The following is a 14,809-nucleotide window of genomic DNA, read 5'->3' on the forward strand; positions in this document are numbered from 1 at the left end:
TTTGTAATGCCAAGGAGCAGGGACATTCCTGTCCCGTTTCCAAAGGTCACCCAGCTTCGCTGGCAAATATTCCAGAGACGGGACAGGAATGTCCCTACTCCTTGATTACTCCTTCCGCGGTTCTTCCTGGGTCGGAGGCGGTGGCAGGAGGTCCGGGTCGTGCTCGACGGGCGGTTCGTCGTGGTCCCCAGCGATCTCTTCGTGATGGGATGCGGCGCGGACCTGCGGCAGGCCCTGGTCCTCGCCTTCCTCGGTGGCGTAGGGATCCGGATGCTGTTCGGCATCGAGCAGCAGGCGTTCCATGCGTTCGCGGGCCTCGGCTTCATCGAGCTTCGCCTTTTTCTTCTCGTCCCACCAGGCCAGCCAGATGCAGGCCTCGTAGAGGATCACCATCGGGGCGGCCATGAGGCACTGGGTCATCATGTCCGGCGTGGGGGTGAGCACGGCGGCGATGACGAAGATGGCCACGATGGCGTAGCGGCGGGTCTTCTTCATCGTCTCGTAGCCGAGCAGGCCGAGCTTCACGCAGACCATGACCACCACCGGCAACTCGAAGGAGGCCCCGAAGAGGAGGGTGAACTGGGTGGCGAAGGAGATGTATTCGCCGATGCGCCAGTCATTGGAGATGCCCATGTCCTTGCCCCATTCGGCGAAGAACAGCAGGGCCTTCGGCAGCACCAGGAAGTAGGCGAAGAGCACGCCGAAGAGGAACAGCCCGAAGCCGATGGCGAGCGCCGGCCACAGGATCTTCTTCTCGTGGCCATGGAGGCCTGGAAGGATGAACTGGAGGAGGAAGTAAAGCAGCAGCGGGAAGCTGACGACGATGCCGGCGAAGAACGCGAGCTTCATCGAAAGCATGAAGGACTCGGTGGGCTTCAGGGCGGACATGGTGCCGCCCTTCGGATCGAACTCCGGGCTGGCCTTGGACTCGATCAGAGCGCGGATCTGCTTCTGGACGTCGGAAGCGGAGTAGCTGCCCGGGGGGCCTCCGGGGATGCTGTTCAGGAAGGCTTCGCGCTTGGATCCCTCCGGCAGAGAGAGGGCGGCGCGGAGCAAGGACACGGAGCGGACGTGGAAAGGCAGGTCCGCGTCACCGCTGGCGGAGTAGAGCGCGGCGAGGTCCGCCGGGGAAAGGGTCGGGGTGGCCCGCTCGATCTTCTTGGCGAGGTCCCATTGGTCCACGTTGACCGCCTTGGCGACCTTGTCCTCCTCCGGGATCAGACCCTCGGCATGCAGGCGGCCGACCTTTTCCACGGGCAGCCGCAGGATGTGCATCAGGCGGCCCTGGAGCGAAAAGCAGGCGAGCATCGCAACCACCAGCACCAGCACCATCTTGGTGATGGTCTGCCGCAAGTCCTCGAGGTGCTCCAGGAACGGCTTCTCCGACTCGACATTCGCGTGATCCCGGAGCTGGAACAGTTTTTTGAGGATGAACATGGCGGCGTGACAGCGGCATTCAAGATGCGGACCCGCCCGCCCGCAAGACGGATGAAGGCGGGCCCGAAAAACGCCTCCGCGCCCGCCGGTCTGTCACCAATCGCCTCTCGACGCCCGCGTTCCCATCCGCCACAAACGGGTGACGCTGCCGCCATAGGCTTTCCGGCAGCGGGTTTCCGCCCAATCGCCCCTTTCCCCACCCTCGGCATGATCCATCACCACCAGTTCAAGGACGGGGCGCTGGTCCCGGTCGACGATCCGAACGCCTCGATCGTGGTGATTTGCAATCCGACGCGGGAGGAAAAGGAGACGATCCTCCAGGACTACGGGCTGGACCAGGCGACGCTCGATTCGATCCTGGACCCGGACGAGATTTCCCGTACCGAGATCTACGACGAGTACAAGCTGATCATCTGGAAGCACGCGGACAACGCCTCGGCGGCGGAGACGATCGAGTTCAACGTGTCCTCGCTGGGCATCCTGATCCAGGGCGGGAAGACGGTGATCATCGACCTGGACAACGATCCGCCGCAGTTCGCGAGCCGGGATTTCCGGGGCATGGCGTGCCAGAACGACCTGATCCTGCGGCTCCTGCTCCACACCGTGCGGCACTACCTGTCCCACCTGAAGGCGATCAAGCTGCTCTCGAACAGCCTCCAGAACAAGCTGACCGGCTCGATGGAGAACCGCTATTTCCTCCAGATGTTCTCGCTCGGGGAGGCGCTCATTTATTACCGCAACTCTTTGGAATCCAACGCCACGGTGTTGGCGCAACTGCGCGGATCGGCGGGGCGTTTCGGCTGGACGGAGGCCCAGCGCGAGCAGCTCGGGGACATCATCATCGAGAACCAGCAGGCGTGCAAACAGGCCGAGATCTACTCGGACATCCTTTCCGGGCTGATGGATGCCCGAGGGAACATCCTGAACAACAACATGAACGCGCTGCTGAAGAACCTGACGCTCATCAACATCGTGTTCCTGCCGCTGAACCTGATCGCGGGGATCGGCGGGATGTCCGAGTTCACGATGATGACCGGCGGCATGGACTGGCGGATTTCCTACTCCATCTTCATGGTGGCGATGGTGGTGCTGGGGATCATCACCTGGCGGGTGCTCCATGAGATCCTGGTGAAGCCGCGGAAGCGGAAACGGCGGGTCCGGTGAGCCCCCTCGGAGAAAATCCGAAAAAAGATCCAAGAATCCTCCCCCTGCCGTGTCTGATTGGATAACGAAGCATGAGCGCGCATGCCGTCATCCATGGAAATCCGGATCTCCACCACCCTGATGCCGGTTGACTCCGCCGACGAGGCGGACGCGCCTCCATGCCCGCTCTCCGGGGACAAACCAAGCTTCCACCAGATTTTCGAGGCGGAGGAGACGCCGCTGCTCCGCTTTGCCCACGGCCTGACCGGAGTGCGGGAAACCGCGGAGGACCTCGTCCAGGAGGCCTTCCTGCGGCTCCACCAGCACTGGGCGGATGTCCAGCAACCCCGTGCCTGGCTCTACCGTTGCCTCCGGAACCTCGCCATCAACCACCTCCGACAACGCAACCGCGAGTCGCCCCTGGACGACGACCACGAATGGGAAGGCCCCGCCCGCACCGCCGACCACCAACTGGGGCGGATGGAGGCGGTGGGCACCCTCCGGCTGCTGGTGTCCGAACTGGACGACGGCGACCGCCAGCTCCTGAAACTGAAATACCAGGAGGAACTGAAATACGACCAAATCGCCGCCCGCACCGGCCTGAGCGCCGGGAACGTCGGCTACAAACTCCACCACCTCCTCAAAGGCCTGGCCGATTCGCTCCGCCGGATGGGCGTCGAAAGCGCGGAAGGCTGAGAGGAACCCAACCGATTTCCGATTTGTTTCCATGAAAGAAGAAGATTCCAACCCGCTCGAACCCGTCGGTGACGAACCGATCGAAGCGCGCATCGTCGCGTGGGTATTGGGCGATGCCTCGGCGTTTGAAGCCGCGGAATTGGAACGCCTGTGCGAGGAACGGCCGGAGCTGCTGGTGTTCCGCCGCCGCATGCAGGCGCTGCACGGGCTGCTCTCCGAGGACGAGGCCTCCCGGCCGGATGAGGCGTGGAAATTGCCCGGCGAAAAGCGGGCGAAGATCGAGGCGCTTTTCGGAGCGATGCACGCGGCCCCGCCGAACGTGGTGGTGGCGAAACGTTTCCGCCAGCCATGGGTCCGGCAAGCGCTGATGGCCACGGCCGCGTGCCTGGTGCTGGCCGCGGGGTTCCGCTATGTCTTCGCGCCCACCAGCGAGAGCGGCGCGAAGATTTCGAACCGGACCTTCGCGATGGCGATTCAAAAGGATGAGGTCAGCGAGCGTATGACGCCGCGGACGCGGGCGATCGCGGAAGGCTACGCCTCCAGCCAGCCGGTGCTGCCGCCCATCGCGGATCTCGAGAGCACGATGCCCGCCATGCCCGGTCTGCAATCGCGGACGGAATTTGCGTCCGGTTTGGGAAGCGGCGGCGGACGCGGAGGTGCATTCGGACCGGGAGCGGACAGCGATGCCCTCGCGAAGAACGAGAACACCCTGAGTGAATCCGCGGAGAGGAAGAAAGGGGCGAAGGCTCCCGCGAAGCCGGCCGCGGCCAGCTCGCTCCGTGCGGCGGAGAAGGCCCTCGGTTCAGGCCTGGCTTCCTCCGCGCCAACGCCGACACCGGCCGCGGCTCCGCCCCCATCGCGTCCCATCGGCGGAGTGATGCCGGAATCCGCCCCGGCGGCACCAGCGGCGAAGCCCGCGGAGTTTTCCAGAAGCCTCGCCACCGATGGCGCGGCCGCGATCGCGAAGAATGACCGGGCAGGGATCATATCCCCCGTGGATGGTGCCGTCATCAGCGGTGTCCCGGCGGCGTCCGGCGCTGACGTGACCAACATAATTACCGGCGGCCTGCGCTCGGGCGATGGTGCGATCACGCGCAACAACATCGACGCAGTGCTGAACAATCCGAACCGGGTTGCGCAAAGCGAAGTCGGCCCTCGCGAAGACATCCCCAGCCAAATGCGGGATTCCGGCAACAAGGGTGATCTCGCCAAAACTGAATCCGGCGGGGTGGAGGGAGAACTCCACATCGGCTACTCCAGCGACTACATCTTCCGCGATTCCGGTGAGGCGTCCAAAGATGCGGCCGACGTCGCCAAGACGATGAAGGACGCGGATGCCAAACCCGCCGATGCGTTCGCCTTCAACGTGCAGGACGAGGGAACGAAAGCGAAAGCCACGCCCGCCGAGAAGCAAGCCGCCCAAGCTTGGGCCGGAGAGGACAAGAGCGGGAATATCTACAATGCCAACAAGTCGGATCGCAGCAGCCTCACCGCGAACGGAGCGGCGGAGACGGAGCGCCTCGGATTGGCAGACATCGCCGCTCAGGCAACCCCGGCCCCCAGAATCACGAAACAACTGGAGGACACGAGCTTGGCCAAAGATGCTGACTCGCCCACGGATCCGTTTAGCTCCGGAGAGCCAGCCGACCGCCCCCGCCTCGCTCCCAATCCTCCGGCTGCTCCCGCCACCCCGGCCTCCGGAAAGCCTGAAGACGAACAACGCCAGACCGCCGCGGCTCCATACGGGGCGAGCGTGGCCCAGCGCGAGATGGTCCGCCGCCAAGAAGCCGTCGCCGCTGGCGACCAGCTTTTGATTGCAGGACGGGAGGCATACGCCCGCGGCGACCACCAGGGCGCAGTCGACAAATACAAACAGGCCATCGACCGGCTCCCCAACGCCCCGGCGACGGAAGAACGATTGAAATCCTACAAGGAGCATCTCGCCGACGGCAACGTGGCCTTGGCGATGGATTACGAGAAACAAGGTAAGATCGAAGAGGCTCGGAAAGTCCTCGATGAGCTGGTCTCGTCCGATCCGGAGAATCTCGACGCGAGAAGGATGCAGGCCCACCTCAAGGACCCGATCCACAACGATCCGGCGCTAGCGGCCGAACACGCTCAGAACGTTGAGAAGGTCCGGAAGGGCCTTTACCTAACGGAAGGCAACTACAACCTCGGCAAGTACGACGAGGCGAAGAAGGAGGCCGAAAATGTTCTCCGGATCGATCCCTACAATAGCGCGGCCCGGCGCATGATGGAGCGAATCAACAACGCGAACTCGGACTATTACCGGGCCGCCTACGACCACTCCAAAGCCGAACTGCTGATGCAAACGGACCGCGCGTGGGAACTCGCAGTTCCAGCGCAACCCGAAGCCCGTTCGGTGGAAAGCCTCAAACGGGAGATCCGGGAGCAGGAGGTGGAGATCGCCAAGACCCAAGGGCTGGACTCCGCGCTTGAACGCTCGGTCGACAGCACCGACTACGCCCAGGCCAAGCGGGAGCTTGAAAAGTCGCAGGAGCAGCTTGCGGCGCTGAAAGCCAGGAACCGCGAAGCGATGGCGAAGATGAAGTCCTCGCCGAAAGCCGCGGATGACGCCACGGCCACGACCTTTAGCCACGAGCTTCAGGTCCAGGAGGACCGGGTCGAGGAAAAGCGCAAGCTGCTGACCAATATCCTTCGTGCCAAGCAGATCATTCTCACCGGGCAAGAAAGCATCTATCGCTCCGACATCAACGAGGACGACCGCGGGGCCGTGAGCGCACGCGACACCGCGAACAAGCTGGAGCAAGAGAAGGTCCAGCTCGAAAGCCAGATCCAGACCTTGCAGAAATATGACAACGACCAACTTCTCAGCTACGCCGCCGGTCTGAATCTGCCGGAAAACGTCCTCAAGACGGTGTATCCGCAGTACCTGGAGCAGCAACGCGCCTTGGGAAAATTGAAGGCCGAAGGTCTGGCCGACAGTCACCCAACGGTTCAGGCCCAGGCCCAAGCCTTGGCGAAAACGAAGCGCCAACTCGATGACGGAGTGACAAGCCTGCGCGAGACACTCACCGCCCAATACAAGGTGGCGGACGACCGTCTTGCGAAGGTCAAAGTCCTCTCCGAGGATGCCACCCAACTCCAACGCGCGAAACTCGCCAATCTCAAGAAACAGCTCGAGATCGCGGAGGCTGCCTCCGCGGCCGCCCAGCCAAAACCCGCGCCAGTGCCGGTGGATGAAACCGTCGCCGCGGCGGAACCGTTCTCGACGTTCTCGCTGCATGTCAGCGATGCCTCGTTCAAGCTGGCGAAGGCGGCGCTGGACCGCGGCGAACGCCTCTCGGCGGACCAGATCCGCACCGAGGAGTTTTACAACGCCTTCGATTACGGCGATCCCGCGCCCGCGCCGGGCGAACCGGTGGCATGCACCATCGAGCAGGCGGCGCATCCGGTGCTGCCGCAGCGCAACCTGGTGCGGGTGGCGATGCGGGTCGGCTCGGCGGGTCGCGGCCAGGGCCAGCCGCTCAATCTCACGCTGCTGCTGGACAACTCCGGTTCGATGGAACGCGATGACCGCCACGAGGGACTGAAGGCCGCGATCGGCCAGCTTGCCTCGCTGCTGCAACCGGGTGACACGGTCACGCTGGCGGGTTTCTCGCGGACGCCGCATTTGCTGGCGGACCGCCTGTCCGGTGCGGAGGCCGCGAAGCTCGTCGAGCTGGTGGACAAGCTGCCGAGCGAAGGCGGCACCAACCTGGAGGAAGCCCTCAAGCTGGCCGGGGAACTGGCCATCCAGCGCAAGAACCCCGCCGCCCAGAACCGCATCGTGCTGCTCACCGACGGCGCGGCGAACCTCGGCAACGCCCAGCCGGAAGACCTTGCACAGAAGGTGGCCGCGCTGCGCCAGCAGGGCATCGCCTTCGACGCGGCGGGCATCGGCGCGGGGGGGCTGAACGACCGGATGCTGGAGGCGCTGACCCGCCATGGCAACGGCCGCTACTACATCGTCAACGACCCGAAGGACGCGGACGCGAACTTCGCCAAGCAGCTCGCCGGAGCCTTCCGCCCCGCGGCGGAGAACGTGAAGGTGCAGGTCCATTTCAATCCGGACCGGGTCTCCCGCTACAAGCTGATCGGCTTCGAGAAGCACCGCCTCAACACCGAGGACTTCCGCAACGACGCGGTGGACGCCGCCGAGCTGGCCGCGGACGAGGCGGGCGTGGCGCTCTATCAGGTCGAGACGATCCCCGGCGGCACGGGCGAGATCGGCGAGGTGAGCGTGCGCTTCCGCGACACCGCCTCCGGCCGGATGGTGGAGAACACCTGGACGGTGCCCCACGACGAGAAGACCCCGGCCTTCGACCAGGCGCGGCCCTCGATCCAGCTCGCGACGCTGGCGATGCTGGCGGCCGAGAAGCTCCGCGGCGGCCCGCTGGCCGACGCCACCGATTTCACCACGCTGGCCCCCGTGATCTCGCGGGTCAAAACCTACTACAGCACCAGTAGCCGCGTCGGCGAGCTCACCGGGATGACCGGGAAGCTCCGTTGAATTGACGCTCCATTTACACAACGCGCCGCGGGACCGTGATATCCCGTTTGGAGAACCACGCCCGCGACGCACGCACCCACCGATCGATTTTCCACCGGCCCCGGCCGGGTGGACACGGCCGGAATCCGAAAGAACCCCGCTCATGACCTTTCCTCCGTCCGTGTCCATCCGCCCGCGTCCGGCGGCTCAACCCCATCTTCCCCAATGAAAGCCATCGCACTGATTCTAACACTCCTGCTGGCGATCGCCGCCGCGCAGGACGAAGCCCGCGTGGACGTCGGCGACGGCGTGGCGCTGGTGCCGGTCGAGAAGATCCAGAAGCCCGCGCCGCTGTTCTTCTCCGCCGCCGCCACCGCCACCACGCGGATCGGACTGGACTCCGCCGACAGCCGGTTCGAGCTCACCTTCAAGATCCTCCAGGGCAAGGCCGAGACGCTGTCACTGGCCCTGCAGGGCAAGGGCGAGGTCACGGCGGTGACCGGCGAGCATCTCAAGGACTGGTCGGTGCGCACCGAGGCCGATGGTTCGCGCCACCTCGACCTCCATCCGGACCCGGAGGCGGTGACGGACACGTGGGCGGTACAGGTGACGGCGAAGTCCGACCTGCGGAACAGCCGCGGCGATGCCGCGGTGCTGCTGCCCGGCCCCGGCAAGGCCTCCGGTTTCACGCTGCTCGCCACCCTGGAACCGGCCGCGGACGTGGACTTGCGGGTGCTCAAGGCTGAAGGGCTGGTGCCGGTGGAAGGTGGCAACGGCCGCAAGTTCCAGGGCGGCGCGCTGCCGCTGCTCACGGTGGGAGTCGCGCGCGGCGGCACGGCCCCGCGCGAGCTGGAGCTGCTCAACACCGCGCTCCAGGGCACGGCCACGTCGGATGGCGAAAGCGTGGCGTTCGTCCTAACAGGCGAGGCGCGGGCGACCAAGGTCGGTGCGGTGTGCGACCTGCTGCGCGGCTCGGCGGCGATCGCGGGCGAAGCCTCGGGCGATGGCTGGCACATCCGGCTGAAGCGCCGTGGCGAGGGCTACGTGCACGAGCTGGTGGCGGACAAGGCGGGGAGTTTCCCGGTGACGATTTCATTCCAGGCCCCGCTGAAGCGGAAGGGCGACTGGCGGGTGGCGGACTTCACGCTGCCGTCCGGGGTGGTGGTGCCGGTGCGGATCGAGGGACTGGGCGACAAGGTGGCGTTCGACCGCACGCTGGCGGTCACGCCGGAGCGCGATGGCGCGAACTGGCGCGGATTCCTGCCCGCGAACGGCCGGGTGAACTTGGCATGGAAGGGTTCGCGCGAAGAGGCGGAGGGCGCGTTGTTCTTCTCCAGCACGGAGGTCACCGAGGTGCGGGTGGGCAGCGGCCTGCTGCGGGAGATTTCCGCGCTGCGGTTCCGGGTGCTGCAAGGAAAGCTCGCGGCGATCACGCTGAAGCTTGAGGGGCCGGGGGAAATCCTCTCGGTGCAGGGCGAGCAGGTGCTCGGCTGGGCGGTGCGCGAGGACGGCGGCGCGCGGAAATTGGAAGTCACGCTCAACCGCCCGATCGAGGGCGATGGGGAATTGCGAATCGAGGCGCAGGCGGCGCTCGGCAGCTTCCCGGCGAAGGCGGTGCCGATGCGGTTCACGCCGCAGGGGGCGCTGCGCCACAGCGGCTGGGTGCGGGTGGCGGGCCAGGGCGCGGTGCGGGTGGAGGTGACGAACGCGAGCGGGATGATGCAGCTCGCGCCGGGACAGTTCCCGGTGGCCGCGGCGGAAGGACTGCGGCAGGTGTCGGTCTATCGTTTCCCGGCGGCCGACCGTTCATTCGAGATCTCGGCGGACCAGGTGCTGCCGGAGGTGAGCGTGAATGAGGTGACACTGTATGAAATCGCCGAGACCGACCGCCGGATCCTGGCGGACCTAGAGCTGGACATCCGCGAGGCCCCGCTGCGCGAGTGGGAGATCGCGGTGCCCGAGGACTTCGCGGTGGCGGGTGTGACCGGTGCGGCGGTGGGGGATTTCAACGTCGCGGGCACGGCCAGCGGCGGCAAGCGGGTGGTGAAGATCCTGTTCACCCAGCCGGTGGACGGCCGCCAGTTGATCACGCTGAAGCTGGAGAAGAACGAGGCGGCGAAGGCGGGGACGTGGGACCTGCCGCCGCTCGGCTTCCCCGGCGTGAAATCGCGGCGCGGGTTCGTCGGCGTGATTTCCGCCGCGGGCTTCCGCGTGACCCCGGCGAAGACCGCCGCGCTGGCGGAGGTGCCGCTGACGTTTTTCCCGAAGCAGGCGCAGGGCCTCCAGCAGGCGTTCCGGCTGCGCGATGCCGCGTGGTCGGCCTCGATGAAGATCGAGGCGCTGGGCCAGAACGTGCAGGCGGACGTGTTCCACCTCTACTCGCTCAAGGCGGGCGCGGCCTATGGCAGCGTGCTGGTGAACTACTTCGTGGTGGGTGCTCCGGCGACGGAGTGGCGGATCTCGATCCCGGAAGGCGTGGGCAACATCGACGTGACCGGCCAGAACGTGGGCAAGGATTGGCGTCGCGAGGGAACCGTGATGGTGATCCCGCTGTCCCGTCCGGTGATGGGCGCGGGCACGGTGCTGCTGAGCTTCGAGCAGCCGATGAGCGCGCGTGGCGGGGTGATCTCGCCCGGCGCGGTGCGCCCGCTTAACGTGCAGAGCGAGCGCGGCTACGTGCAGGTGGTGAGCCCACTGCAGGTGAACTACTCCGTTTCCCGTAGCGAGGGTCCGCTGCTCAAGCTGGAAGCGAACGAGCTTCCGGCCGAATACCGCCTGCTCACCAGCGCGCCCACGCTCGGCGCGTGGCAGTACACGGCGCGGGACTTCACGATCGACCTCGATGTGAAATGGTTCACGCCGGGCGAAACCGCCGAACAGGTGGTGGATTTCCTCAAGCTCTCCAGCCAGGTCTCGCGCGATGGCCAGATCGTGACGGACGCGCGCTTCTTCGTGAAATCCCGTGGCCGTGCCGCGCTGCGGCTGAAGATGCCCGCGGGGGCGAAGCTGTGGGAAACGCGGGTCGATGGCGCGGTGGCGAACGCCCGCGAGGACGGCGCGGACACGCTGGTGCCGCTGCCTTCGAAGAACGATCCGAACGACCCGGTGGAGGTGATCCTGCGCTACGGTGGTCAGGCCAAACGGGCCGGTTCCCCCACCCTCTCCGCGCCCGCGCTCGACGCGCCGGTGGTGATCGGCGAGTGGCTGGTGACCGGCGATGAGAACCGCCGGCTGCTGCCCGCCGGTGGCACCGCGGAGCTGGTGCGGCCGGTGGTCGAGCCGAATGGTTTCCAGCGCGTGTCCGCCCTCGCCCGCAAGCCGGTGGCGCTCATCGCGCTGCTCGCGATCGCCTCGCTGGTGATCGGAGTGGACCGTGGCGGCCGCTGGCGCGCGCTCGCGGGCTTGCTCGCCGGGCTGGCGCTGGTGGCGGCCTGCGCGGGCGCTGGCTGGGTGGTGTGGCGTCACACCGCGTTCAACCCGCCGCCGCTGGAATACGCCGCGCCGGTGGTAGCCCCGGGCCAACAGGTGACGGTGGAACTTTCCAACGTGACGCCGTGGCGCGCGAATGTGGTGTGGCCCGGCATCGTGGCGATGGTGGCCGGAGTGCTCGTGATGGGGCGCGGAGTGATCCGCGCAAACCGCCTGGTCGCGGCCGGTGGCATGATCCTGATCGGGATTGGCTTGTTGGCCCAGCGCGGTGGCGCGCCGTGGTTCTTCGGGTTGCTCGCGCTGGTGGCACTCGCGCTGCGGGTGATCCCGGTGCTGCCGCGCCTGAAGCTGCCGCGCGCCACTCCGGCGGCGACGGCGATCCTCGCGGGCCTGTTGTGGTTCTCCCCCATCCGCTCGGAGGCGGCGGAGATTCAACCCGCCGAAACGATCGTCCAGCAGTGGAAGATCGCCGATGGCCGACTCCAGGGTGAAATCGAGCTGACGGTGCGCGGCGAGGCGGGCGAGCGGTTCCTGCTGCTGAAGCCACCCGCGGTGCTGACCGGTTTCCAAGGCACCGGCCTGCACGTGATCAAGGCCCCGGTGGAGGACAAGGACACGTATTTCGTGGTGATCGATGCCACCGGCAAGGCGAGCGGAAAGGCCAGCTTCGAGATGCCGATGGCGCGGCCGCAGGACGGTTTCCCGCTGCCGACCGGCACCGCCGCGACGCAGCGCGTGACCGTGCGCTGGAGCGAGCCGGGCTGGGAATTCGCCTCGCCTGCCGCGGCCTCGACCACGCCGCTGGCCGGACTCGGCGAGAAAGAGAGCGGCGCGACGCTGGTGCTCGGTCCGGCCGGTGATGCGACGATCCAGGCGCGCCCGCGCCAGCGCAACGTGGCCGCGGAAACGACGCGCTATTTCTCCGAGGTTTCGAACCTCTTCATGCCTGGCCCCGGCGTGGTGAACGGCCGCCACCGCGTGACCATCCGCCCGACCCAGGGCCGGGTGAGCGAGCTGGTATTGAGCGTGCCCGAGGCCTTCACGGTGGGCGAGGTTTCCGAGGGGCCGGTGGGAAGCTGGCGCTTCGATCCGCGGACGCGCGAGCTGCGCGTGGCGGTGGAACCGGCGCAGCAGGGTGTATTCGCCTTCACGGTGGAAACGCAGCGCGGCAGCGACGCACTGCCGGTGGATCTTTCGCTCGCGCCGCTGCGGGTGGCGCAATCGGCCGGGGAGGTCGGCTTGCTGGCGCTGGCGTTCGGCGACGAGGCGCAGCCCGAGGCGGTGACGCCAAAGGGGCTCTCGGTGGTGAACCTGGAGGACTTCGATGGGAGGCTGGTGCCGATGGACGCGAAGAACCGTCCGCTGGCACTGGTGCAGCGCGTGTTCCGCTACGGCACCGAGGAAGCGGCGCTGGCGGTGCATGTCGCCCCGGTGGCTCCCGAGGTCCGCGTGGAATCGCGGCAGGTACTTTCGCTCGGCGAGGACCGCATGGTGCTGGCCGCCGATCTCGGGGTGACAATCACCCGCGCCGGGTTGTTCCGCGTGGTGCTGGAAGTGCCGGACGGCCTCGACATCGAGGCGGTGACCGGCAACGCGCTCAGCCACTGGACGGACACCAAAGAAGGGGCCAAGCGCCTCGTCACCCTGCATCTCACCGGCCGCACGCTGGGCCGGCAGGAGTTCTCGCTCTCGCTGGCGGGTCCGCCGCCGGGAGCCCAGGCCTCGTGGAACCTGCCGCGCATCACGGTGCGCGAGGCGGCGCGTGAAACGGGCACGATGATCGTGGTGCCGGAGCGCGGCCTGCAGGTCCGCGCCACCACCCGCGCCAACGTTTCCCAGCTCGATCCGCGCGAACTCGGCGACACGCCGCAGGCCCGCGATGCGGTGCGCCCGGGCGCGCTGGCGTTCCGCCTGCTGCAATCGGATTGGAAGCTGGCGATGGCGGTCGAGCGGCTCGACCCGTGGATCACCGCGCAGGTGCTGCACGATGTGACGCTGCGCGAGGGCCAGATGGTCCACCACGTCTCGCTGCGCTACAAGATCGAGAACGCCGCGGTGAAATCGCTGCGCGTGGCCATTCCCGGTCTCGACGCCGCCACCGCGGGCACGGTGCGTGCCAGCGGCGCGGGCGTGGGCGACCTGGTGCCGGTGGCGGATACGCCGGGCGCGTGGGACATCCGCTTCCAGCGCGGCATCGCCGGGGACACGGCGGTGGAGCTGGAATACCAGAGCCAGTCGAAGGGCGGCGGCTCGGAGACGATCACGCCGGTGACGCTGGAGCAGGTACGACAGAGCTCGTACTTCGTATCCGTCCGCGCCGGTGGCCGACTGGAGCTCGATGCCCCGACGCCGCCGCGCGGTTGGCAGCGCACGGATTGGGCAGTGGTCCAGAATGCCGTGCCGCAGGCCGCCAGCGCCGCCGCGCCAGGACTGGCGTTCCGCGTGGCGGAGGCCGAGGGGCCGCTGACTGTCTCGGTGAAGCGCCACAACCTCGCGGGCGCGCTCAAGCTGCGGGTGGCCGCAGGCCAGCTCACGACGCTCGTTTCCCCGGATGGCGACGCCTTGACCGCGGTCGACCTGAAGGTGCAGGTGGCCGAGAAGGGCACGCTGCGGCTGCGGCTGCCGAAGCAGGCGAAGCTCTTCAACGTGCTGGTGAACGACGAAGGCGCGCCGCTGGTGCGCGAGGGCGATGACTGGCTGTTCTATGTCTTCCCCGCTCCGGAAGGCGGTCGCCCGGCCTCGGTGCGCTTCGTTTACTCCGCCGGTTCCGGCAAGGGGCTGAAGCTCGAAGGTCCGGCGCTCGATGTGCCGCTGGAAAACCTCACCTGGCGCGTGCTGGTGCCGGACGGCTGGAGATTGGCCGGGCACGATGGCGACTTCGACCTGAAGGACGAGGCCTCCGCCGGGATCTTCCGCCTGGAGGACTACCAGTCGTTCGTCCGCCGCAAGCGCGCGTCCGACGCGCAGGACGCGGTGGCGCTGCTCGACCAGGCGAACACCTGGCTGGCCAAGGGCGAACAGGACAAGGCCGGCCAGGCGCTCAGCAAGGCGGCCCGCGCCAACACGCTGGACGCCGCCTCCAACGAGGACGCCCGCGTGCAACTCCGCCAGCTCAAGACGCAGCAGGCGGTGCTCGGCCTCAACACCCGCCGCCAGCGCCTCTACCTCGACAACAAGGCCGAGGTTTCCCAGGCCCAGAACGCCCAGATCGAACAGGCCGCCAATGACAACCCGGTCCTGCAGGGCAGCTACAACTTCAACCCGCAGCAGTTCGACCAGTTCATGGCCGGCAACACCGCCGACGAGAACACCGCGCTCAAGGCGATCGCCAACCGGATCGTGACCCAGCAGCTCGCCGCCGAACCGGCCCCCGTGGCGCTGGATGTGACGATTCCGCAACGCGGCACGGTGCTGACCTTCGGACGCAGCGTGCAGGTCGATGGCGGGAAGACCATGACCTTGGACCTCGACCTCAAGAAAAAGCGCGCCGGCAGCCTGTGGCTCGGCGGCCTGATGTGCGTGGTGCTCGGCGGGCTGGTGTGGCGCAGGAAGTGAGGCCTCTCCGATTTGCGGCTTGGGCGGGACGTTCCG

Annotated in this window: 5 protein-coding genes; 4 read left to right on the forward strand and 1 reads right to left on the reverse strand. The window is 67.1% G+C overall.

All coding sequences use genetic code 11. From position 1 onward, the window contains the following. Window positions 1-105: 105 nt before the first annotated feature. Window positions 106-1,437, reverse strand: a complete 1,332-nt coding sequence (tatC, locus tag llg_RS04480) for a twin-arginine translocase subunit TatC (RefSeq protein ID WP_338288335.1) — start codon at window positions 1,435-1,437, stop codon at window positions 106-108. A 207-nt stretch (window positions 1,438-1,644) separates the two neighbouring features. On the opposite strand from tatC, the gene llg_RS04485 reads away from it, so the two are divergent. From llg_RS04485 to llg_RS04500, 4 genes are all read left to right on the forward strand, one after another. Beyond that, on the forward strand, window positions 1,645-2,601 hold the full coding sequence (locus llg_RS04485; RefSeq protein ID WP_338288336.1) for a magnesium transporter CorA family protein: 957 nt from the start codon (window positions 1,645-1,647) through the stop codon (window positions 2,599-2,601). Window positions 2,602-2,694: 93 nt separating this feature from the next. Continuing rightward, window positions 2,695-3,276 carry an RNA polymerase sigma factor gene (locus llg_RS04490; protein WP_338288337.1) on the forward strand — a complete coding sequence of 194 codons (582 nt, stop codon included), beginning with the start codon at window positions 2,695-2,697 and terminating at the stop codon, window positions 3,274-3,276. A 31-nt stretch (window positions 3,277-3,307) separates the two neighbouring features. Further along, window positions 3,308-7,810, forward strand: coding sequence for a von Willebrand factor type A domain-containing protein (locus llg_RS04495; protein ID WP_338288338.1), 4,503 nt, complete (start codon window positions 3,308-3,310; stop codon window positions 7,808-7,810). Window positions 7,811-8,014: 204 nt separating this feature from the next. Further along, window positions 8,015-14,773, forward strand: a complete 6,759-nt coding sequence (locus llg_RS04500; protein WP_338288339.1) for a hypothetical protein — start codon at window positions 8,015-8,017, stop codon at window positions 14,771-14,773. Window positions 14,774-14,809: the final 36 nt, after the last annotated feature.

Source organism: Luteolibacter sp. LG18 (assembly GCF_036322585.1).
GTDB lineage: Bacteria > Verrucomicrobiota > Verrucomicrobiia > Verrucomicrobiales > Akkermansiaceae > Luteolibacter.